This window comes from Lysinibacillus composti (assembly GCF_016908465.1).
In the GTDB taxonomy this organism is placed as follows: Bacteria; Bacillota; Bacilli; order Bacillales_A; family Planococcaceae; genus Ureibacillus; species Ureibacillus composti_A.
The window spans coordinates 202,174-223,863 of sequence record NZ_JAFBDY010000001.1; the positions used below are offsets into that span (position 1 = coordinate 202,174).

26 protein-coding genes and 1 other annotated feature are annotated in these 21,690 nt (G+C 35.2%); of the genes, 24 read left to right on the forward strand and 2 right to left on the reverse strand.

Features of this window, described 5'->3' with window-relative positions; translation table 11 throughout:
* The first annotated feature begins 179 nt into the window (after positions 1 to 179).
* From JOD29_RS00910 to JOD29_RS00980, 15 genes are all read left to right on the forward strand, one after another.
* Positions 180 to 1,199 (forward strand): rod shape-determining protein, encoded by a 1,020-nt coding sequence (locus tag JOD29_RS00910; protein WP_124762303.1) that lies wholly within the window; start codon positions 180 to 182, stop codon positions 1,197 to 1,199.
* Positions 1,200 to 1,212: 13 nt separating this feature from the next.
* Positions 1,213 to 2,136, forward strand: a complete 924-nt coding sequence (gene mreC / locus JOD29_RS00915; RefSeq protein ID WP_124762301.1) for a rod shape-determining protein MreC — start codon at positions 1,213 to 1,215, stop codon at positions 2,134 to 2,136.
* The gene (gene mreD, locus JOD29_RS00920) at positions 2,133 to 2,657 is read left to right on the forward strand and encodes a rod shape-determining protein MreD (RefSeq protein ID WP_124762299.1); all 525 of its coding nucleotides are present in this window, start codon (positions 2,133 to 2,135) and stop codon (positions 2,655 to 2,657) included. The genes mreC and mreD overlap by 4 nt, the downstream gene beginning before the upstream one ends.
* Before the next feature lie 27 nt (positions 2,658 to 2,684).
* Positions 2,685 to 3,353: a septum site-determining protein MinC gene (locus JOD29_RS00925; protein WP_124762297.1), complete on the forward strand. Its 669-nt coding sequence runs from the start codon at positions 2,685 to 2,687 to the stop codon at positions 3,351 to 3,353.
* Position 3,354: 1 nt separating this feature from the next.
* Positions 3,355 to 4,152 (forward strand): septum site-determining protein MinD, encoded by a 798-nt coding sequence (minD, locus tag JOD29_RS00930; protein ID WP_124762295.1) that lies wholly within the window; start codon positions 3,355 to 3,357, stop codon positions 4,150 to 4,152.
* Between the two features lie 92 nt (positions 4,153 to 4,244).
* Positions 4,245 to 4,808, forward strand: a complete 564-nt coding sequence (locus JOD29_RS00935; protein WP_124762293.1) for a M23 family metallopeptidase — start codon at positions 4,245 to 4,247, stop codon at positions 4,806 to 4,808.
* Positions 4,781 to 5,419, forward strand: a complete 639-nt coding sequence (locus JOD29_RS20330) for a site-2 protease family protein (protein WP_239585507.1) — start codon at positions 4,781 to 4,783, stop codon at positions 5,417 to 5,419. The genes JOD29_RS00935 and JOD29_RS20330 overlap by 28 nt, the downstream gene beginning before the upstream one ends.
* A 42-nt stretch (positions 5,420 to 5,461) precedes the next feature.
* Positions 5,462 to 5,537 (forward strand) — a sequence feature (ribosomal protein L21 leader region).
* A gap of 14 nt (positions 5,538 to 5,551) precedes the next feature.
* The gene (gene rplU, locus JOD29_RS00945) at positions 5,552 to 5,860 is read left to right on the forward strand and encodes a 50S ribosomal protein L21 (protein ID WP_097072744.1); all 309 of its coding nucleotides are present in this window, start codon (positions 5,552 to 5,554) and stop codon (positions 5,858 to 5,860) included.
* A gap of 17 nt (positions 5,861 to 5,877) precedes the next feature.
* Entirely contained in the window at positions 5,878 to 6,234 is a 357-nt protein-coding gene (locus tag JOD29_RS00950) for a ribosomal-processing cysteine protease Prp (protein ID WP_124762291.1), read from the forward strand.
* Entirely contained in the window at positions 6,231 to 6,530 is a 300-nt protein-coding gene (rpmA, locus tag JOD29_RS00955) for a 50S ribosomal protein L27 (protein ID WP_124762289.1), read from the forward strand. Before JOD29_RS00950 ends, rpmA begins: the two co-directional genes overlap by 4 nt.
* A gap of 799 nt (positions 6,531 to 7,329) precedes the next feature.
* Entirely contained in the window at positions 7,330 to 7,866 is a 537-nt protein-coding gene (locus tag JOD29_RS00960; RefSeq protein WP_240033576.1) for a Spo0B domain-containing protein, read from the forward strand.
* Between the two features lie 5 nt (positions 7,867 to 7,871).
* Positions 7,872 to 9,161: a GTPase ObgE gene (gene obgE, locus JOD29_RS00965; protein WP_124762285.1), complete on the forward strand. Its 1,290-nt coding sequence runs from the start codon at positions 7,872 to 7,874 to the stop codon at positions 9,159 to 9,161.
* Between the two features lie 183 nt (positions 9,162 to 9,344).
* Positions 9,345 to 9,800: an ACT domain-containing protein gene (locus tag JOD29_RS00970; RefSeq protein ID WP_124762283.1), complete on the forward strand. Its 456-nt coding sequence runs from the start codon at positions 9,345 to 9,347 to the stop codon at positions 9,798 to 9,800.
* A 107-nt stretch (positions 9,801 to 9,907) separates the two neighbouring features.
* A complete protein-coding gene (gene pheA / locus JOD29_RS00975) occupies positions 9,908 to 10,786 on the forward strand; it encodes a prephenate dehydratase (RefSeq protein WP_124762281.1) in 879 nt (292 codons plus the stop codon).
* A gap of 10 nt (positions 10,787 to 10,796) precedes the next feature.
* A complete protein-coding gene (locus JOD29_RS00980) occupies positions 10,797 to 11,183 on the forward strand; it encodes a thiol-disulfide oxidoreductase DCC family protein (RefSeq protein ID WP_124762279.1) in 387 nt (128 codons plus the stop codon).
* A gap of 129 nt (positions 11,184 to 11,312) precedes the next feature.
* Here the strand turns inward: JOD29_RS00980 and JOD29_RS00985 are convergent, their stop codons facing one another.
* Complete coding sequence (locus JOD29_RS00985; RefSeq protein ID WP_124762277.1) at positions 11,313 to 11,843, reverse strand: transcription repressor NadR; 531 nt, start codon at positions 11,841 to 11,843, stop codon at positions 11,313 to 11,315.
* 146 nt (positions 11,844 to 11,989) lie between these two features.
* On the opposite strand from JOD29_RS00985, the gene safA reads away from it, so the two are divergent.
* From safA to JOD29_RS01025, 8 genes are all read left to right on the forward strand, one after another.
* Positions 11,990 to 13,462, forward strand: a complete 1,473-nt coding sequence (safA, locus tag JOD29_RS00990) for a SafA/ExsA family spore coat assembly protein (RefSeq protein ID WP_205101600.1) — start codon at positions 11,990 to 11,992, stop codon at positions 13,460 to 13,462.
* Positions 13,463 to 14,314, forward strand: coding sequence for a phosphotransferase (locus JOD29_RS00995; RefSeq protein WP_124762275.1), 852 nt, complete (start codon positions 13,463 to 13,465; stop codon positions 14,312 to 14,314).
* A gap of 173 nt (positions 14,315 to 14,487) precedes the next feature.
* Positions 14,488 to 15,108, forward strand: a complete 621-nt coding sequence (gene ruvA / locus JOD29_RS01000; RefSeq protein ID WP_124762273.1) for a Holliday junction branch migration protein RuvA — start codon at positions 14,488 to 14,490, stop codon at positions 15,106 to 15,108.
* A gap of 16 nt (positions 15,109 to 15,124) precedes the next feature.
* The gene (gene ruvB, locus JOD29_RS01005; RefSeq protein WP_124762271.1) at positions 15,125 to 16,120 is read left to right on the forward strand and encodes a Holliday junction branch migration DNA helicase RuvB; all 996 of its coding nucleotides are present in this window, start codon (positions 15,125 to 15,127) and stop codon (positions 16,118 to 16,120) included.
* Between the two features lie 25 nt (positions 16,121 to 16,145).
* Positions 16,146 to 17,183 (forward strand): tRNA preQ1(34) S-adenosylmethionine ribosyltransferase-isomerase QueA, encoded by a 1,038-nt coding sequence (gene queA, locus JOD29_RS01010; protein ID WP_124762269.1) that lies wholly within the window; start codon positions 16,146 to 16,148, stop codon positions 17,181 to 17,183.
* 48 nt (positions 17,184 to 17,231) lie between these two features.
* The gene (gene tgt, locus JOD29_RS01015; protein WP_124762267.1) at positions 17,232 to 18,377 is read left to right on the forward strand and encodes a tRNA guanosine(34) transglycosylase Tgt; all 1,146 of its coding nucleotides are present in this window, start codon (positions 17,232 to 17,234) and stop codon (positions 18,375 to 18,377) included.
* 169 nt (positions 18,378 to 18,546) lie between these two features.
* A complete protein-coding gene (gene yajC / locus JOD29_RS01020; protein WP_124762265.1) occupies positions 18,547 to 18,807 on the forward strand; it encodes a preprotein translocase subunit YajC in 261 nt (86 codons plus the stop codon).
* Positions 18,808 to 19,065: 258 nt separating this feature from the next.
* Positions 19,066 to 19,719, forward strand: a complete 654-nt coding sequence (locus JOD29_RS01025; RefSeq protein WP_124762263.1) for a DUF421 domain-containing protein — start codon at positions 19,066 to 19,068, stop codon at positions 19,717 to 19,719.
* Here JOD29_RS01025 and JOD29_RS01030 read toward each other — a convergent pair.
* Positions 19,687 to 21,210 (reverse strand): putative polysaccharide biosynthesis protein, encoded by a 1,524-nt coding sequence (locus JOD29_RS01030; RefSeq protein ID WP_124762261.1) that lies wholly within the window; start codon positions 21,208 to 21,210, stop codon positions 19,687 to 19,689. The genes JOD29_RS01025 and JOD29_RS01030 overlap by 33 nt on opposite strands.
* Positions 21,211 to 21,298: 88 nt before the next feature.
* On the opposite strand from JOD29_RS01030, the gene JOD29_RS01035 reads away from it, so the two are divergent.
* A complete protein-coding gene (locus JOD29_RS01035) occupies positions 21,299 to 21,616 on the forward strand; it encodes a post-transcriptional regulator (RefSeq protein ID WP_124762259.1) in 318 nt (105 codons plus the stop codon).
* Positions 21,617 to 21,690 lie beyond the last annotated feature (74 nt).

Here is a 21,690-nt window from a genome sequence, read left to right on the forward strand (position 1 = left end):
TGTTTTAAAATATAACTTCGACATAAAATTAAATAAACAGACATGTTTAATACTGTTTCGACAAATTTAGAAGAACAGTATATGTGGCACTATAATTTTTCGATATAATCCGCTATAATAAATCTTATGATTTTGGAGAGCATTAATATGTATGGCGTAAATAGAAAGGGAGTACAAAATTGTTTGGATTAGGAAATAAGGATGTCGGGATCGATCTTGGCACAGCGAATACATTAGTTTTTATTAAAGGAAAAGGTATTGTTTTAAGAGAGCCTTCTGTTGTTGCAAAAAATACGAAAACAGGTGACATTGTTGCCGTTGGTAATGATGCGAAAAATATGATTGGGCGTACACCAGGTTCTATTGTTGCAATTAGACCTATGAAGGATGGAGTTATTGCAGACTTTGATATTACAACTGCTATGATTCAGTATTATTTAAGACAAGCTTTAAAAAATTCAGGTTCAAACTGGAAGAAACCAAACGTAATGATCTGTGTTCCTTATGGAATTACATCAGTAGAGCAACGTGCAGTTATCGATGCATCTCGTCAAGCAGGTGCGAAAGATGCATTTACTATTGAAGAGCCTTTTGCTGCAGCTATAGGTGCTGAATTACCAGTTTGGGATCCAACAGGGTCAATGGTAGTTGATATCGGTGGAGGTACTACAGAAGTTGCTGTAATTTCTTTAGGTGGTATTGTTACAAGTGAGTCTGTTCGTATCGGTGGGGATGCGATGGATCATTCAATTATTAGTTATATTCGTAAAACATATAACCTAACAATCGGTGAAAGAACTGCTGAAAAAATTAAAATTGAAATTGGAACTGCTCGTGTGGATGATTTCAATGAAAAAATGGAAATTCGCGGAAGAGATTTATTAACTGGTTTACCAAAAACAATTGAAATTTCATCAAATGAAATATGTGAATCTTTACGTGAAGCAATTTCTGCTATTGTTGATGGGGTTAAGAAAACATTAGAGCAAACACCTCCTGAGCTTTCTGCTGACGTAATGGAACGCGGAATTGTCTTAACTGGTGGTGGAGCATTGTTACGTAATTTAGACAAAGTAATCAGTGATGAAACTAATATGCCTGTATTTATAGCAGAAAACCCATTAGACTGTGTTGCAATCGGTACTGGCAAAGCTTTAGATCACATAGATTTAGTTCGCTCTCAACAGTTAAAAGGGTAAGGAGGTAAAGACAATGCCACATTTTACAAGCAAGAAATTAATATTGCTACTTGTTGGCATGATTTTTCTTGTGGCATTGATTAGCTTCTCATTACGTGATCGTCAAAACGCAACATTACCCGAACAAATTATTAAGGATACAGTTGGTTTAGCTCAATCAATTGTAGCTAAACCAGCTAATTACATAACTAATATTTTTAACGATATTAATTCTTTGTTAACAACTTACGAAGAAAATAAGCGTTTAAAAATGCGTTTAGAAGAGTTTGCGGTATTACAAGCAGAAGTTAATACATTAAAATCAGAAAACAAAAATTTACGTGAACTTGTTGATAAGGAGACTAGTTTACAGGATTTTAATCCGCTTTATGCGACAGTTATTGCTCGGAATCCGGATCAATGGGAAGAAAAAATTATATTAAATAAAGGTACAGCACATGGTGTTGAACTAAATATGGCTGTTATGACATCCAAAGGGTTAATCGGGAAAATTAGTTTAGTAACACCGTTTACATCTGAAGTAGAACTTTTATTTTCAAATAATCCAAATTATCGGGTATCTGCAATGGTTCAAGGAAAAAACAAAGATGTTTTTGGACTAATTGAAGGATATGACGTAGAGCGTAATGAATTATTATTAAAAAGAATCGACTCAAGTTTAGATGTTAAAGTAGGCGAAAAAATAGTATCATCTGGATTAGGGGGAATTTTTCCTAAAGGAATTTTAATTGGAGAAGTAACTGAAGTAACGACAGATGACTTTGGACTGACAAAAATGGCATATGTAAAACCGTCAGCAGATTTTTCAATGCTTCAGGATGTAATTATTGCGAAAAGAAGTATTGTTTCAATCGATGGGTCTGATGGTGAAGGAACAAATGTAGATTTAACTAATGAGGTTGAAGAATCAACTGCTGATGAGGGAGAGGAAAAATGATTCGTTTTCTTATTCCATTTGTAGCAGTTGTCTTATTTTTGTTAGAACCAGTTTTTGCACTGTTTTCTCCAATTACTTTTGGAGATCAAACAGTGTTTTTGGTGCCTCGTTTTGTTATTTTGTACCTGATTTTTATTTCAATCTATTATAATCGGGGACGTGCGATTTTGTATGGATTGTTTTTTGGACTCTTGTATGATGTCTTTTACATTGATATTATTGGATTATATTCCTTTTTATATCCATTAGTTTGTTTTGTTGCAGGTTATGCTGTTAAATTTATCCACCAACATTTAAGTGTAACTACAATTTTGTCTGTTTTGTTAGTTGGGTTGATGGAAATTTTATTGTACTATTTCTTTTTCTTCATTAATTTGACGTCGATTCCTTTTACAGATTTTTTAAGTAATCGATTACTTCCAACAATTATAGCGAATTTATTATTCTTAATAATGCTTGGATGGGCATTTAAATATTTAATAAACGCACGTGTATTACAACGAGCGGATGATATTTCTTAAAATGGTATGCGTGAGGTGTCGCTTATTATGAAAAAACAGCTTGTCCATATAAAAGGGACGAAAGAAGGATTAGTACTTCGGCTTGATGATCAGTGTGCCTACGCAGAGCTAGTTGAAGAACTCGAGCGCAAAGTTTCAGAAGGAGGTATCGATAGCAAAGTAGATGTTCAATTATATTTGGGCTATCGATACTGCACGTCTGAGCAAATGACAGAGTTAATTCAAATTGTACAAGGTCCTGGAAAAATGCTTGTTTCTAATGTTCATAGTGAAGTTATAACAGTTGAAGAATGTAATCATCGTATGTTGGAGAATCAATGTGATACATATGTTGGAATTGTCCGCTCAGGTCAAGTATTGAAGGCTGAGGGAGACATAATCGTCATAGGTGATGTGAATCCAAATGGAAGAATCGAAGCTGGAGGAAATATTTACATACTAGGGAATTTGAAAGGTATGGTACACGCAGGAGTGAATGGTAAAGAGGATGTAATTATTGCTGCCTCTCATTTCTTACCAACACATGTAATGATTGCGGACCAAATCGAAGTGATGTCAAATGAACAACCAATAGTATTGAAAAATGCAGATCAATTATTTGCCTATATTAATAGTGATGGAAAAATATCGTATAATAGATTACAAGACTTTAGAAATATACGTCCATTATTAACTACAAGTAAAGGAGGAAGCTAATGTGGGTGAAGCAATAGTCATTACTTCAGGTAAAGGCGGTGTAGGTAAGACAACAACGACTGCTAACCTAGGGACTGCATTGGCACTTCAAGGGAAAAGAGTATGTTTAGTCGATACTGACATTGGTCTTCGCAATCTGGATTTAGTTTTAGGTCTAGATAATCGTATTATCTACGACTTAGTAGATGTAATCGAAGGTCGTTGTAAAATACACCAAGCACTTGTAAAAGACAAGCGTGTAGACGACAAACTTTACTTATTGCCTGCTGCTCAAACAACAGATAAAAATGCTGTGAATCCAGAGCAAATGAAGAACCTAATTGATGAATTAAAAAGAGAATATGATTACGTACTAATTGATTGCCCTGCTGGTATTGAACAAGGATATAAAAATGCAGTTGCAGGGGCAGACCGAGCAATTGTTGTAACAACACCAGAGATTTCTGCTGTTCGTGATGCAGACCGAATTATTGGATTACTTGAACAAGAAGAAATTGAACCACCAAAATTAATCATTAACCGAATTCGAAAAGGGTTAATGAATTCAGGTGAGACATTAGATATTAATGAAATTACAACTCACTTGTCAATTGATTTATTGGGTATTGTAATTGATAGTGAAGATGTTATTTCTTCTTCTAATAAAGGTGAGCCTATTGTAATGGATCCTAACAGTAAAGCTTCTTTGGGATATCGTAATATCGCAAGAAGAATTTTAGGAGAATCTGTCCCACTTATGTCTTTAGAAGACGAACATAAAGGTGTCTTTAAAAAATTAATCTCCATATTTTCAAAATAGTAAAAAAGGAAAAGTTTTGTAGATTCTACAAAGCTTTTTTATTTCTAATTGAATCGCAAATTCAACTTCCTCATATAATATAAAAAAAGCGAATGGATGAGCGTGTGAAGAAAAAATGGAAATGGGTTGTTGCTGTTTTACTTTGTGCGGCTGTCTTAATAGGAAGTCGTTTGCAAGATAGTGGTCAAATTCACTTTGATGTAAAAAAAATAGTTTATAGTTCAGAAGATTTAACATTCATGCGTAATTTTTTAAGAGGCGTTTTTGGAAGGGATCAAGATTCTACCATTACCGTTTCAACAGAAACAGTAAATAACGAATTATTATCATTTGTTGCGGTTAAACCATATAATAATGGTTACTTGTTAACATATGAAGAGGCAATACCAATCATTGCAATCGAAAATGGACTAGTCGTTTACACAGGTCATTCAAAGCATACGGGAAAGACAGTTTCTGTTTTTTATGAGGACGATACAACCGTTACTTACGGTAATGTAGATTCGTTTTCATTGTTACCATACACTTCCATCGAAAAGGGTAGTACATTAGCAAATAAAGAGGTTGGCGATCTTTATATTCAAATTGAAAAAGACGGCAACATATTAAATTTAGAACAAACAATTGAGTGGATGAAAGAGTATACGCAATCGTGAGACGTATGATCATTCATCCTTTGTTTTTGCCAATTTTATTTAGCATGGTCATGTATGGTAATATCTCGTATTATGCACTTATTTTGAGCTCTTTAATTATTCATGAAGTTGGACATATGATTGCGGCTTGGACGGTTAAGGTGAAAGTGGAAAGATGTGTTATCATGCCTTATGGTGGAGAAATTGAACTTGTGGGAGGTCAATCCCTACCACCTAAAAAGCAACTAATTATTGCATTAGGCGGCCCAATTGCTACATTAATATGTATCGCCATCACACCATTACTTGACCCTCTTTTTGCAGATCCTTTTTTAAAAATTCAATTGATTTTATTAGCTATTAATTTAGTTCCTATTTGGCCATTAGATGGTGGTAGGGTAGTTTTATCACTTATCTTAATATTTTCACCTAAGGCTAGAAATTATGTGATGTTTTTAGCAATCTCTTTACTTTTAATTTCTTTAATAGTTGTAGTAACTTTTATTTTAATTCCAAAAACATTATTTTTATTTGTCCTAAGTATATTTTTACTTATAAAAATAATCGAAGAATGGCGATATCGTAAATTCCGTTTAGCCTTTGAGAAATATGTGATGAATCGATTGACTTAAAGTTTACACTATGGTAATATTTTAATGTTCTTGTTTGTAGCACCCGTGCTACAACCGCTCTGAAAAGGTCTTAAGTATCGAAAGATCACCTTTCAAGCAGGCGAGTCTTAGTCTAAGAGGAGGTGCAGTAAAATGTACGCAATTATCGAAACTGGTGGAAAACAAATCAAAGTAGAAGCTGGACAAGAAATCTATGTTGAAAAACTAGGTGTTCAAGCTGACGAAGTAGTAACTTTTGATAAAGTTTTATTCGTAGGTGGCGAAACAGTAAAAGTTGGAGCTCCAACTGTTGAAGGTGCTACTGTAACAGCTAAAGTTGTTAAAGAAGGTCGCGCTAAAAAAATCACTGTTTTCAAATACAAAGCGAAGAAAAACTACCGTCGTAAACAAGGTCATCGTCAACCTTACACAAAATTAGTTGTTGAGTCAATCAACGCTTAATAGGTGAGGTGAAACGGTTGATTACTGTTAAAATTCATCACGATGAAAATAGACATGTTTCTGCATTTGAGTTTTCAGGTCATGCTGAGTACGATCAATCAGGCAAAGATTTAGTTTGCGCTGGTGCATCAACAATTGCCATAGGTACTGTTAATGCCATCTACGCGTTACTACAAATTGAGCCGAAAATTGAACAGGCAACTGAAGGTGGGGGTTACTTACGAGTAGATCTTCCTACTGATCTCGATTCTGATGTCGATGCAAAACTACAACTTATTGTTCAAGTAATGACTGCTCAGATTTATTCTATGGTGGAAAGTTACGGACAATATATTCGCATAAATTACAATCTAGTAGGAGGTGGAACAGAATGAAACTATTATTGTCTTTAGACCTTCAATTTTTCGCTTCTAAAAAAGGGGTAGGTTCTACTAAAAACGGACGTGACTCTGAAGCAAAACGCCTTGGTGCTAAACGTGCAGATGGTCAATTCGTAACTGGTGGTTCAATTCTTTACCGTCAACGCGGTACAAAAATTTACCCTGGTACAAACGTAGGCCGTGGTGGAGACGATACACTTTTTGCTAAAGTTGATGGTGTTGTACGTTTCGAACGTATGGGCCGTGACAAGAAAAAAGTTAGCGTATACCCAGTTGCTCAAGAAGCATAATTTAAATAGTTACTTAAAAGGACTGCTGGCCAGCAGTCCTTTTTCATTGGAGAAATATTGGTAGAAAAGTTTTTGCTTTTTTGTTGGTTTGGTACTTCCGACGTATAGTGTGCTAGTGCTGATTCATGATTAAAATGGTACACGAGATACTTTTTTGCTCATGTTGAGCTGAACGAGTTACCTGCTGTTTGTCTGACGTGATGTCGGTCATAGAACCGTTGCTCGCGTTTGTGGCGATTTTAGGTTGTTTCCTTAGATGTCTAGTTGTGGACGCCAGCTCCTCGACAACTTCAGAACTGCCTGCAAGGACAAAAAGCGTCCTTTTGTCAGTTCTTCCAGTTGTTGAGGCTCACACGACGTGAGTCATGACGGCAATGCGACACGATGTCGCGTTTTTGCCGTCGCGGAGCTAAGCGGGCGTTCTCACTTTTCTATGAATAATTGAAGTTTTCTTATAGTAGTCCATGCTAAAAAGGTGAGTATTGGGGAAAATTATAGAAAAACTTGCTATACTAAGTAGGACATTTTAACTTCATTCAGTGAAAGGCTCTCAACTTTATAGGTAGAAAATAAATGCAAATTTCTTTTATTTACCTAGGGGTTTTAAATTCGACTGAATGGAATTAGAGCCTCCTATGGATGTAACGGATTTTGAGTGGAATATAGAAATTAGCATAAGAGTGGTGCTCTTGTGGTTACTTGTCTTAAAGTATTCTGATGACCTAAACCCGAACACAATTAGCGGAGGTAAAATTAATTATTCGACAATATATTTATTGTGTTGTTATTTTGGATTGGGGTGAGGGAATTGACTAATCGAACACTATCAATCAGTGAAGTTTTACGATTTGCCAATCATGATTTTTTGAATCAACTTCAGCTAATTAAAATGAATTTAGATTTAGGCCGTGTAGAAGAATCAAAAAAATTAATTGAACAAATATCTGAACAATGTAAGGCAAATTCTAATCTAAACAAATTAGCATTATCTAAGACTGTTGAATGGTTCCAAACAGTACGTTGGCGCTTTCCTGCCATAGAGATAGAAATTAATAGTAAAGTGAATTCACCAGTCGAAGAAGAGGTTGATGAGTTAATTGCTGATTACTTGGAAAAGACAATTATTCATGTATATGATCATTTAGATCCATTTATGGAACAACATTTATTGATTGAAATTTCTACAGACAAGGAATACCTGCAGTTAACTTTTGAATTAAAGGGACAGTGGGATACAGAATCGTTTCAACAACCAACATTAGATAGAATAGCAGTTGAAACAATAGTACAGACAAATAATTTTTGGAAATATGTATTGACTTTTGAACAGGAGTGAATTAAATGTTTGTTGATCACGTGAAAATCTATGTAAAAGGCGGAGACGGTGGAGATGGAATGGTTGCTTTTCGCCGCGAAAAATATGTACCAATGGGTGGTCCAGCTGGAGGAGACGGTGGACATGGCGGAAATGTAGTTTTTGAAGTTGAGGAAGGTTTACGTACTTTAATGGATTTTCGTTATAAACGTCACTTTAAGGCAATTCGTGGAGAACATGGTATGTCTAAAGGCATGCATGGTAAAAATGCAGGCGATTTAATTGTAAAAGTCCCACCCGGAACAGTGGTTATGAATGAAGAAACTGGAGCTGTTATTGCAGATTTAGTAGAACATGGACAACAAGCCATTATCGCTCGAGGTGGAAGAGGCGGTCGTGGAAACTCACGTTTTGCTACTCCTGCGAACCCTGCACCTGAACTTGCAGAAAAAGGGGAGCCAGGACAAGAATTAAATGTTATATTAGAATTAAAAGTATTAGCTGACGTCGGATTAGTTGGTTTTCCGAGTGTAGGAAAATCAACTTTATTATCGGTTGTATCTTCTGCAAAACCAAAAATTGGCGCATATCACTTTACAACAATTGTACCAAATTTAGGGATGGTAGAAACAGAAGACGGACGTAGTTTTGCAATGGCTGATTTACCAGGATTAATTGAAGGTGCACATCAAGGTATTGGATTAGGAATGCAATTCCTACGCCATATTGAGCGAACAAGAGTTATTGTTCACGTCATTGATATGTCAGGTATGGAAGGTCGAGAACCATACGAGGACTATGTAACAATCAACGAAGAATTAAAACAATATAATTTACGACTAACAGAGCGCCCACAAATAGTCGTAGCAAATAAGATGGACATGCCTGAAGCTGAGGAAAACCTACAAACATTCCTTGAAAAGGTTGGAGATACTGTTAAGGTATATCCTGTTTCAGCTGTTTCACGCCAGGGGCTAAAACCAGTGCTATTTGAAATCGCGGACCTTCTAGAAGTAACACCGCAATTTGAACTTCATGAAATTGAAGAGGAAGAAAGCGATGCAACAGTTCTATATAAACATGAGAAGAAAGGTCAAGACTTTGAAATTTCACGCGATGATGATGGCGCATATGTATTATTAGGTGATACAATTGAACGTTTATTTAAAATGACTGACTTTAGTCGAGAAGATGGGGTTAGACGTTTTGCTCGTCAATTACGTGCTATGGGAGTCGATGAGGCATTACGTGAACGCGGTGCTCGAGATGGAGATATCGTACGACTATTAGAATTCGAATTTGAGTTTGTTGAGTAATGTTTTTATTCTCATTTTCCCAGAACAATTCTTGGGCATAATAAAATTCAGACATAAAATTAAGGATGCAAAAGTTAGGTGTTGAATCTTTTATTAGAATCAACATCTACTTTCATTCTTCCTAGAGTGGCTTGTTAGTCTGGATAAAAGTTTCCATATGGCAGTTGATTTAGGGGGTAAAGTATGAAAAACATCGCGAATCAAAGATATTATTTAGTACGCGAAGATGTACTGACAGATGCTATGCAAAAAACTTTAGAAGCAAAACATCTTTTACAAAGTGGTGCCGTGTCTTCAATTTGGGACGCAGTTAAGGAAGTGGATTTATCACGCAGCGCATTCTATAAATATCGAGATGCTGTTTTTCCCTTTCACTCTATTGTGCAAGAACGAATTCTAACAGTTTTTATTCAATTACAAGATCGGAAAGGAACACTAGCAAGACTACTAGAAATTATTTCAGAATCACATTGCAATATATTGACAATTCATCAAACAATTCCGATACAAGGGCGAGCAAATGTCACTCTTTCTCTAGATGTAACAAGTATGACGATTGACTTAGATGAATTAGTACAGCAATTTAAGAAATTAGAATTTGTGGAATCAGCTGAAATTATTAGTTCCGGTGCATTATAGTTTACATAATTATTCAATTAAAGTAAGGGACACTATTTTGTGTTCCAATTCTTTTTATGACAAAAAGACAGAATATTAAAATACTTTTGGTTTAGGAGGAAAAAGAAGTGACAGAACTACAATCAAGAAAACGTATTGCCTATTTAGGGCCAGAAGCATCATTTACCTTTTTAGCAACAAAGGGATTATTTAATAGTAATGAAATATTAGAACCCTATAGAACAATTCCAGAATGTATTGAAGCTGTTTCTGAAGGTAAAGTAGATTTAGCAGTGGTTCCTGTAGAAAATGCATTGGAAGGGACAGTTACGCTAACAGTTGATTATTTATTTCATGAAGTAGATTTATATGTTGTTGGGGAAGTATTGTCTAAAATTCAACAGCATTTAATGGTAAATAAAGCGCAAGTAATGAATTGGAATAATATAGAAGGAGTTTATTCGCATCCACATGCATTAGCTCAATGTCATAAGTACTTGCATTATCGTTTTAGTAAAGTACCACTACATCAATATTCATCAACTTCTGCTGCAGCAAAGCTAGTCGCTGAACATCCGGAACTCTGTATTGCGGCAATAGGAAATGCGTCATCAGCAGAAAAATATGATTTAGAAATTGTTGAACGAAACATTCATGACTTCCATTTTAATCATACTCGGTTCTTTGTAGTGTCAAAGAAAAACGGTCGTTTATCGATTGAAGAATCAGAAGGTAAACCAAAAACGACGTTTATGATTACATTACCATCTGATGTTTCAGGTGCTCTTCATCAAGTCCTATCAGTTTTCGCATGGCGTAAGTTAAATTTAAGTAAAATTGAATCACGTCCGTTAAAGACAGGACTTGGGGATTATTTCTTTATTGCAGACATAATTGCCGATGAAGAAGAACCGATGATGAAAGGTGCTGTTGAAGAATTACAGGTACTTGGATGTACAGTTAAGTCACTCGGAACATATTATACATATTTAACACCGGAAAATTGAGGGGTGCAATTTGGTTAATATAATTTTGTTTGATGGTGAATGTCATTTTTGTGATCGAAGTGTCCAGTTTATTATTAAACGTGATCTTAGAAAACAATTCAAGTTTGCATCAATTCAAGGCGAAAAGGGGCAACAATTGTTACAACAGCATAGAGTGGCAAAAACGTTGGATAGTATTGTCTTAATCGAAGGTGGAAAAATTTATACCAAATCGAGTGCAGTCCTGCGAATATGCAAGCAGCTTAATCGACATTGGAAATTGTTGTATGTATTTATCATTGTTCCATCTCCAATTCGAAACCTCGTCTATGATTTAGTTGCAAAAAATCGCCATAAACTAAACAAAAGTAATCAATGCCGTATTCCAACAAAAGATGATTTAGAGCGATTTTTGTAATGAGTTCCGGCTCAAAAAAACGTCCCAAAAGAGGGACGTTTTTTTAACTTCTTTTCAATTAGAAGAGTTCCGTCTTTAGAGATGGACCAAAATGTTTAAAATTTGAACGCATTTATTCGTATATAGTGATTAACCCTCAATTAAATAACCCTTCTCACGTAGCTTTTGTTCTGCGTGATCTAGTTGTTCGATTGAAGTTGCAGATATGACGTGAAGATGAGTTCCATCAGTTAAATCTGAAAGTAAGCTTGCGTTTGTTTCCTTAATATGTTCGATAAAGTTAGCAACATCAAATCGATTTGATACCATAATAGAGGCTGTAATCTCTCCGTACACCGGATGTTCAACAATTACATTTTTTAAAGTTACTCCACAATCGACAAGTGTAATCATCTCATCTTCTGCCTGTTGGGGAGTATGTAAGCATACAATTTTTCGCTCAAAAGTTTGAATTGAGTCGTCCTGTTGAATATAAATATAGCCCTGACTAGTAGCCAAGATGGGTTCGTTCCGTGCTTTTAATAAATTCATGTCATTTACTATTACCTGTCTTGAAACATTTGTATGCTTAGCTAATTCTGTTCCTTTTAGAGGACCATTTGCTTTTCTAAGTAAATTGAGCAGTGCATTTCTACGATTTTCGCCTAACAATTTTTTCATTTATAAACCCCTCATTCGAAACATTTCTATGTATATATAATACGCCTTCATTCATAGTTTATCACGAGGAACGAAAACATTCGTTTTATTTTTTGTGTCCTTTTCAACTGAGTAACATATTATAAAACGAGAAAAGGAGGATGTTTGTGCGAACTCATATTGTTCAAAAAGGTGATACACTTTGGAAAATTGCGAAACAATACGGAATTGGTTTTGATGAATTAAAAAGGTTAAATGCCCATTTGGCAAATCCTGATTATATTGTACCGGGTATGGAGATTATTTTACCTGATGGCGCAACACCAACACCATCACCAACACCATCTAGAGGTTCAATGGGGAAAGAACAACTAACAGCTCCGATGCCTGCTCCGATGCCAACGCCAATGCCAACACCAATGCCAACACCGGAGCCAATGGTGGAGTCTATGCAAGAAATGCTTCCAAAAGAAAAAATGACGAAAGAAAAAATGACTCAACCAATGCCAATGCCAACACCACCACCAGCGCCTATGCCACAACCAAGTAAAGGTGGGTTCACATTACCAAATATAAATTTAGATTTTGATTTTTCGCCTAAAACAGATATTGATATTTCACCAAATACAAAAATTGATTTTTCACCAAAAACTAATATCTCGCCTAATACAAAAATAGATGTTTCACCGAAAACTAATATTTCGCCAAATACTAAAATAGATGTTTCACCAAAAACTAATGTTTCACCAAGTACAAAAATAGATGTTTCACCAAAAACTAATATTTCACCAAAAGCAGATCTGCAATTTATGCAACCACAGCCACAGCCACAACCACAACCACAACCAATAGTAATGCCAATGCAACAAATGCCGATGCCAATGCCAATGCCGCAAGTACAGCCAATCTATATTGAGCAACCAAAAACAGAGCATGTGCCGATGCCAATGCCTATGCCGATGCCAGAAACACATGTTGTGTATGTTCCGTTCAATCCATGTCATCCGTGTCATTTCCCTGAACACTATCCAATGCCTCAACATCATAAACCGTGTGGATGTCACGAGATGCTACCGTATCAGTTCATGCAACACCAACCATGTGGATGTCAAGAGGTGAATCCATATCAATTCATGCAACATCATCAACCATGTGGATGCCATGAAGCACAACCCTATCAAATGATGCCATATTTTGATCAGACTCAATATGAGTCTATGTTTGAGTCGCCTGAGCAAGTGTCACCAGCTATGGAAACATTACCGATTGAAGAAAAATTACCTGATTGGTTATTAGATTCGAGTTCATCTCCATCGTCTTCAAATCAAGGCTTTGTAGCGGGCGCAAGTGAATTAGGTGAAATGTATTCACATGACGATCATCATGCCAATCATATGAAACATGTAAACCATGGTAGACTCGATGATGAATGTGCAGAGAAAGAGGCAGAGTTAGCAAATTATTATTATCAACAACCTGAAAGTTTAGGTGCATATCCATCAGAACAATACCCTGGCCATTACGGAATTATGCCGCAAATGATGCCACAAATGCCACAGAAACCTTGCGGATGTAATCAAAGCAACCATTATCAACATCAATACCCGCAACACCCATATTACAATCCATGGTCTTACTAAATGCAAATTAAAAACAATATATGGAAACAAGAAACATCAAAAGGAACACTTTTTATAAAAAAATACGATAGTTCAACATCTGCAGAAAAAGTAAAATTCATTCATAGACAATTAGAAGCTATCGAGTTTCCATATGTTATTCCTTTGATTAAAAGCAAGGATCCAGATTTACTAATTCAGAAATGGCAAAAACATAGCTCAAGTGCCGACTTCTCAAAAGCTAAACATCGTAAAGATGCTTTGCACATATTAAAATCGTTACATGATACAGGTAACGTAATAGATTGGAAGAGCAATTACATCATTCCGCGTCAACATTTATATCAAAAGTGGAATGCAAGATTAGAAAGGTTTTTAAATAATGAAAAAGAGTTAGTTCCGTATCTCCAACATGCCTTTTACGATATTACTTTATATGCAAACAATGTTTTAAAACAAATGCGTAAACAACAAAATGACAGAGCAAAGAAAAGAGTAACGTTATTACATGGCGATGTTGTTCATCATAATTTTTTAGTTCTTAATGATGGTAGTATGAAACTCATTGATTTTGATTTAGGAGTAATTGGTGATCCTTCAGAAGAATTGATCCTGTGGATGCATAGAGTATTACCTACCATTAATTATGATCTAAAGTTACTTATGAAAGAAAATCCGTATTTAATGCAAAACTGCTTACCTAAATTGCACTATTTACAATATCCAAATGAGCTTTTGCGTGAATGGTTATTTGTGTTACATTTAGGTGAAATTGAGCGAGAGGCCTTCTTAGACTATTTAATGCCGTTTACAGAAAAAGCATTAAGACATTGGCCTGCTTTAATGAATGAAATTGAAATTTTTCAAAGCTAAAATACGAATCTTCTTATCATGGGATTAAAATCAGTTTTATGATAGAATAATATTTAAATGTATTAAGTAAAGACCGTCTAAAAGGCGGTCTTTCTTTTGGCTTAAGGAATTTGTTCGGGGAAAATACGAACATTATGATATAATCTTAAACAGTGAAATGTGAGGGATTTACAATGTATGATTATTTAATTGGACAAGTTACACGTATAACTCCAGCTTATATCGCTTTAGAACAACAGGAGATTGGGTGGAAGATCTTCACACCCAATCCCTTTGCTTTCCGCATAAATAATGAAAAACAAAAGATTTTTGTACATATGCATGTTCGCGAAGATGCACAAGACATATTTGGGTTTAAGTCTTTGGATGAGAGAGATTTATTCCTTAAACTTATTCAAGTTTCAGGAATCGGACCTAAAGGTGCACTAGCAATTTTAGCAAGTGGCAATCCAACTCAAGTAATTCAAGCAATTGAACAAGAAGATGAAACATTCCTAGTGAAGTTTCCGGGAGTTGGAAAAAAAACTGCCCGTCAAATGATTCTAGATTTAAAAGGAAAACTTGGATCCCTTCTTGAAACGATTGAATTACCAAGTACCGAAGATGAATTGCCTCTATTTGGAGTAAATCCACACAAACAAGAACTAGAAGAGGCTATTCTTGCGTTAACAGCATTAGGTTATTCTGAAAAGGAATTGTCAAAAATTAAGTCTCAGTTAGAAGATCAAGTCAATCTTTCAACGACAGAAGACTATATGAAATTTGCATTACAGTTACTATTAAAACTGAAATAATGGAGGAGGAGGTAATATGTCAAACAGAATTATTTCTAGTGACGCGGATGAGTTTGACGACCAAATCGAACTATCTCTTCGTCCACAAAAGTTGTCGCAATATATTGGCCAACATAAAGTAAAAGAAAATTTGAAAATTTTTATTGAAGCCGCAAGACAACGAGAAGAATGTTTAGACCATGTTTTGTTATATGGCCCTCCCGGTTTAGGTAAAACAACTCTAGCAACGATTATTGCTAACGAGATGAATGTAAATGTTCGGTTAACAAGTGGTCCTGCCATAGAGAGACCTGGTGACTTAGCTGCGATTGTTAGCTCTCTTCAGCCAGGAGATGTATTATTTATAGATGAAATTCATCGTCTACCTCGTGCCATTGAAGAAGTACTATATCCAGCAATGGAGGACTTTTGTCTCGATATTGTGGTAGGAAAAGGGCCTGAAGCGCGGTCGATACGGCTTGATTTGCCTCCATTTACATTAGTGGGTGCTACAACAAGAGTAGGGGCTTTATCGGCACCATTACGGGATCGTTTTGGTGTTTTATTACGACTTGATTTCTATGATGAGCAATCATTAGAGAATATTGTTATTCGAAGTAGCAAATTATTTAATGTGGAGATGGATCAAAAAGCAGCAAATGAAATTGCAAAACGTTCAAGAGGAACACCCAGAATTGCAAATCGCTTATTAAAACGTGTACGTGATTATGCACAAGTTTTAGGTGATGGAACTATTACAGAAGAATTAGCTGCACAGGCACTAGAATTATTGCAAGTTGACCCACGAGGATTAGATCATATTGATCACAATTTATTAATTAGCATGATTGAACGATTTGGTGGCGGGCCTGTAGGACTAGATACACTTGCCGCATCTATTGGGGAAGAAAGAGTGACAATAGAAGATGTTTATGAGCCGTATTTATTGCAAATGGGTTTTATTCAACGAACACCACGTGGACGTGTTGCAACAACATTAGCTTATGAACATTTTGGTTATATTAAATCGTAACACTAAATAAAAAGGAAGTATTTATATGAAAGTAGAAGATTTTGATTTCCACTTGCCAGAAGAACTAATTGCACAAACACCATTAGAGGATCGTACAGCAAGTCGCCTAATGATTGTAGACCGAGGGACTGGTGAAGTAGAGCATAGTTATTTTAAACATATTGTAGATCAATTACAAAAAGGGGATTGTTTAGTATTAAACGATACGCGAGTAATGCCAGCTCGTCTTTTTGGAACAAAAGAAGAAACAGGTGCTCATATTGAAGTATTACTTTTAAAACAAGGTAAAGATGATGAATGGGAAACACTTGTAAAACCAGCCAAAAGGGTAAAAGTTGGTACTGAAATTACATTTGGTGATGGTCTTTTAAAAGCAACGTGTACAGAGGAGTTAGATCATGGTGGCCGTCTATTTAAATTTAGTTATGACGGAATATTTTATGAAATTTTAGACAAATTAGGAGAAATGCCATTACCTCCTTATATTCATGAAAAATTAGATGATCGCGAACGCTATCAAACAGTATATTCAAAAGAAATTGGTTCAGCTGCAGCACCAACTGCTGGTCTACATTTTACCAATGAAATTTTAGAGCAAATTAAAGAAAAAGGAATTGAGATTGTCTTTATTACCCTTCATGTTGGTTTAGGAACTTTTCGACCTGTAAGTGTAGATTCAATTGAAAATCATGATATGCATTCAGAATTTTATAGTGTATCTGAAGAAGCAGCAGAAGTCATAAATCGTACAAAAGCTAATGGTGGGAAAGTGATCGCTGTCGGTACAACATCAACACGTACACTTGAAACAATTGCGCAAAAGTACGATGGTGAAATTCGAGCAGAACAGGGTTGGACAAATATCTTTATTTATCCTGGATTTGAATATAAAGCCATTGATGGCCTAATTACGAATTTCCATTTACCAAAGTCTACATTAGTCATGCTTGTTAGTGCGCTAACATCTAGAGAAATTATTCTAAATGCATACAATAAAGCAGTGGAAGAGAAATATCGTTTCTTTAGCTTCGGAGACGCCATGTTTATACGTCCAAGCCGCTAAAATAAAATTAATGCAGTATTTTTTTATAAGAGAGGAAAAATTTATATTATGACACAACCAGCAATTCGATATGAGTTTATTAAAACTTGTAAGCAAACAGGAGCCCGATTAGGGATTGTCCACACACCACATGGTTCTTTTGAAACACCAGCTTTTATGCCGGTAGGTACACAAGCAACTGTTAAAACGATGTCACCTGAAGATTTAAAAGAAATGGGCGCAGGCATTATTTTATCGAATACTTACCATTTATGGTTACGTCCAGGGAATGATATTGTAAAAGAAGCAGGCGGATTGCACAAGTTCATGAATTGGGACCGTCCAATTTTAACTGATTCAGGGGGATTCCAAGTGTTCTCACTAAGTGAATTCCGCAAAATTGAAGAAGAGGGCGTACATTTCCGTAATCACTTAAATGGTGACAAACTATTCTTAAGTCCTGAAAAAGCAATGGAAATACAAAATGATCTAGGTTCAGACATTATGATGGCATTTGATGAATGCCCACCATTCCCAGCCACTTATGACTATATGTTAGCATCTGTTGATCGTACAACTCGTTGGGCAAAACGTTGTAAGGATGCCCATCAACGTCCAGAAGATCAAGGTCTATTTGGAATCGTTCAAGGTGGAGAGTTTGAAGATTTACGTAAACGCAGTGCTGAGGCTTTAGTTGAACTTGATTTACCAGGTTATGCAGTTGGAGGGCTATCTGTTGGGGAACCAAAAGAAATCATGAACCGCGTTTTAGAATTTACAACGCCTTTGCTTCCTGAAAATAAACCTCGCTATTTAATGGGAGTTGGTTCACCAGACTCATTAATCGATGGTGCAATTCGTGGAATAGATATGTTTGACTGCGTATTACCAACCCGTATCGCTCGTAATGGTACGTTAATGACTTCTGAAGGTCGCCTTGTTGTGAAAAATGCAAAATATGCACGTGATTTCGGACCATTAGATCCTAACTGTGATTGCTATACTTGTAAAAATTATTCTCGAGCATATATCCGTCACTTAATTAGAACAGAAGAAACATTTGGTATTCGCTTAACGACATACCATAATTTACATTTCTTACTAAACCTAATGGAACAAGTGCGTCAAGCAATTCGAGAAGATCGACTAGGAGATTTCCGTGAAGAATTCTTTGAAAAATATGGGTTTAACAAACCTAATGCAAAAAATTTCTAATATTCTTTATGTTGTTGTAAAATAGCTAAAAATTGTATGTATCTTTAAAATTATAGGGAAAAGTAGAAAAATACGAAAATGTTCATAAAAATAATAGTTTCAAATCGCTTTTTTCCCTTCATTTATAATATACTTATATAGTGTGAATTAGAAAGGGGGATTAGTAAAAATGGATACAATTGTTAGTTTACTACCGATAATAATTATGTTCGTAGCAATGTGGTTTATATTAATTAGACCAGCGCAAAAAAGACAAAAAACTACAGCGCAAATGCAAAATAACTTAAAAAAGGGTGATCGTGTTGTAACGATTGGAGGACTTCATGGCGAAGTGGATGCTATTGAAGACTCTGCAGTTTATGTACTTGTAGACGGTAAAACACGATTAAAATTTGAACGACAAGCAATAGGACGAGTTATTGCAGATTAAATAACAAAGAGCCTATCTAAAAAGTAGTACTTTTAGAAGGTCTTTGTTCCCATAAAGGTGGTATTTTAATGCACCACTCTGCAAGTCTAAATGTTTTTTGTAAAAATTAACTATATATGCGCGAGTTGCGGATATTTAATATGTAGTAAAAGAGGTTACCTAGAAATTTTGATTTTCTGGGCAACCTCTTTTAATTTTGCCTAATTTATGAATAGTAACTTTTTTGAAAGCCCACAATGTATTGAGGGGGTGTTGAAAATGGAAATTTATATTCAAATTCTTTTACGAACCATTTTTTTATATGTTCTTGTTCTTATTGTATTCCGACTAATGGGGAAAAGAGAAGTCGGAGAACTGAGTATCATGGATTTAGTTGTTTTCGTTTTAATTGCGGAAGTTGTTGCGTTTTCATTAGATGAGCTCGATAAACCAATCTTTGAATCTATTTTTCCAATCTTTGTTTTGTTTTTAATACAATATGCAAACTCATTATTAACTTTAAAAAGCAAAAAAGTACGTGATTTAATTGATGGTGATCCCTCTTTAATGGTTAGGGATGGTGTTATTCAAGAAGAAGAAATGAGAAAGCAAAGATATAATCTTGACGACTTATTTCAACAATTAAGGGAAGAGAGGGTGCCATCTGTTCAAAATATTTCTTATGCGTTTTTAGAACCTTCAGGAAAACTATCGATATTCTTGAAAGATGACGACCCTCTAGTTATACCCCTAATTGTTGATGGAATCATTGTGCATAGACATTTAAAGTTAATGCAAAAAGATGAGAAATGGCTCTTTAATTTATTAAAGAAAGATGGGTATGAAAAGATTGAAGATATTTTCTACTGTTGTTATGAGAAGCAACAATTACATGTTCAATTAAAGGCGAGTGCGACGAACAATGGATCGTAAAAATTTAAAATCACTCCATTGGAATTGTTTTGTCATTAATAGGAATACCGTAAGAATTAATAGTGTAATCCCACTATTTGTCCAAAAATCAAAATTTAAATAAGGGATTACGTATGATTGAATGACGCATGTAACAACAAATAATAAATATGGAATGGCAAAGAATCGAAAACCAGCACTAATCATTTTATGGGAACGAAGTGTTGCAATGTGTAAGAACGATGTCACTAATACACCAAAACCAATAGCAATAATTGCACCAAATTCTTGGATAAATGGTTGAGATGCTAAAACAAACATGATAAATAGCTTTCCAAGCCCTCCATAAATAGAATTCATCATTGCTGGGCGAGCCTCATCGATTGCCTGTAAAATGGAATGTAGTGGGCTTTGTATATAGTAAAAGTAAAAAATAGGTGCTAAAACCTTCATAAATCCTCGATTTTCTTCCAAATGAAATAATTTCATTGCAAGTTCATCACCATGAAGGAAAAAGAAAGTAGCAGCATAACAACCGATTATTGAAGATAAGCGTAAAGACATACCAATTCGATCGTTCAATAAAGAATAATTGTTTCTAGCCATCGCATCACTAACAGCAGGAATTAAGACTATAGCCAGTGCATTAGGGATAAATGAAGGGAACAATAATAAAGGAATATGTACACCTGAAATAATCCCATAAAGTGTTGTAGCACCAGCTGCAGTCATTCCTGCTACTGTTAGTGCTTTTAAGAAAACAATTGGTTCTAAAAACCATGTAAATGTACCGAATAATTTACTACCAGCAGAAGGTACAGCAATCCGAAGAAGTGGCATTGCAGGGTAAGGCTTGTTTACTTCTGATTTTGATTTTTTTGGTTTTTTCGAAAATAAATACGTAATGTATAAGTAAATAAAAGAAAAAACTTCTCCAACTGCTGTAATGGCCATTGCATAGGCAGCCGTTAAAGTAGGGTTTTCTGGTGTTACAAAAAACGGTAATAAAAATGTAATAAGTCCTATACGAATTAATTGTTCAAGCATTTGAGACCAAGCAGTTGCTGATATGTTTGCAATTCCTTGAAGGTATCCCTTTAATACTCCAGAGAAAACAACTACAGGAACAGTTGCTAATGCAATATACAATGTAACAGTTGTTGCTTCATTTTGTAATAGATTCCCCGCCAAAATTGGAATAAAGAAATACAGTAGCGGAATAAACAAGATGATGAAAAATACTGACCATTTAATAGCTGTTTTTAGTACAGCTTGTAATTGCCCGTCCTTTTTTTTCGCATGTAGCTCGGCTACTATTTTCGCAACAGCAATTGGTAGACCAAGTGAAACTAACGAAATAAAGAAGATAAAGGCGGGATACGCAGTCATATAAACCCCTACGGCTTCTTCTCCTGCAATTCGCATAAATTGCATTCTATATACAAAGCCAAAGAGTTTAGATAAAAATATGACGAGCGTAAGAAAAATTGTACCTTTAACGAACGACCCCATTTATTACATCCCTTCTCATATAAAGAAATATCAGATACAATATTTGTATGCTTGTTCTTATATAGTTAAAACTATGGGGTGATTCATTATGAAGATTCTACACGAAGAGCTTTTCAAAAAAGTATTGCCTGTATTACAAAGCAAGTTAGAGGAAATTAAATATTTTGAGTATGATGGGATCACTACCCAAGATATTTGGAATTATTGTTTAAAGAAAAAGTGGAAAAAACAATCGATTGATAAACTACCATTATATGGAGTAATTGAAACGATTTATTCAATTAAAGCTTCGGAAATTGTTAGTTTTGCACAGATTCAACAGTTTAAATCAACAAATTGGTTTTCAGAAGTAAACCAAGATGAACTAAAAGAACTATTAAATCCTAGGGTACAAGTAAAGGAATAATTTTACTAGTATCGTAAATTGACATGAGGCAATCCGTGTTTCATAATGAGTTTGTACATAAATAAGAGTAGTGA

Bases quoted from the DNA above. Each gene is read 5' to 3' on its own strand.
- mreC (WP_124762301.1), top strand. From the start codon at position 1,213: ATGCCACATTTTACAAGCAAGAAATTAATATTGCTACTTGTTGGCATG.
- mreD (WP_124762299.1), top strand. From the start codon at position 2,133: ATGATTCGTTTTCTTATTCCATTTGTAGCAGTTGTCTTATTTTTGTTA.
- JOD29_RS00925 (WP_124762297.1), top strand. From the start codon at position 2,685: ATGAAAAAACAGCTTGTCCATATAAAAGGGACGAAAGAAGGATTAGTA.
- JOD29_RS00935 (WP_124762293.1), top strand. From the start codon at position 4,245: ATGGATGAGCGTGTGAAGAAAAAATGGAAATGGGTTGTTGCTGTTTTA.
- rplU (WP_097072744.1), top strand. From the start codon at position 5,552: ATGTACGCAATTATCGAAACTGGTGGAAAACAAATCAAAGTAGAAGCT.
- rpmA (WP_124762289.1), top strand. From the start codon at position 6,231: ATGAAACTATTATTGTCTTTAGACCTTCAATTTTTCGCTTCTAAAAAA.
- obgE (WP_124762285.1), top strand. From the start codon at position 7,872: ATGTTTGTTGATCACGTGAAAATCTATGTAAAAGGCGGAGACGGTGGA.
- JOD29_RS00970 (WP_124762283.1), top strand. From the start codon at position 9,345: ATGAAAAACATCGCGAATCAAAGATATTATTTAGTACGCGAAGATGTA.
- JOD29_RS00985 (WP_124762277.1), bottom strand. From the start codon at position 11,843: ATGAAAAAATTGTTAGGCGAAAATCGTAGAAATGCACTGCTCAATTTA.
- JOD29_RS00995 (WP_124762275.1), top strand. From the start codon at position 13,463: ATGCAAATTAAAAACAATATATGGAAACAAGAAACATCAAAAGGAACA.
- ruvA (WP_124762273.1), top strand. From the start codon at position 14,488: ATGTATGATTATTTAATTGGACAAGTTACACGTATAACTCCAGCTTAT.
- ruvB (WP_124762271.1), top strand. From the start codon at position 15,125: ATGTCAAACAGAATTATTTCTAGTGACGCGGATGAGTTTGACGACCAA.
- queA (WP_124762269.1), top strand. From the start codon at position 16,146: ATGAAAGTAGAAGATTTTGATTTCCACTTGCCAGAAGAACTAATTGCA.
- tgt (WP_124762267.1), top strand. From the start codon at position 17,232: ATGACACAACCAGCAATTCGATATGAGTTTATTAAAACTTGTAAGCAA.
- yajC (WP_124762265.1), top strand. From the start codon at position 18,547: ATGGATACAATTGTTAGTTTACTACCGATAATAATTATGTTCGTAGCA.
- JOD29_RS01025 (WP_124762263.1), top strand. From the start codon at position 19,066: ATGGAAATTTATATTCAAATTCTTTTACGAACCATTTTTTTATATGTT.
- JOD29_RS01030 (WP_124762261.1), bottom strand. From the start codon at position 21,210: ATGGGGTCGTTCGTTAAAGGTACAATTTTTCTTACGCTCGTCATATTT.
- JOD29_RS01035 (WP_124762259.1), top strand. From the start codon at position 21,299: ATGAAGATTCTACACGAAGAGCTTTTCAAAAAAGTATTGCCTGTATTA.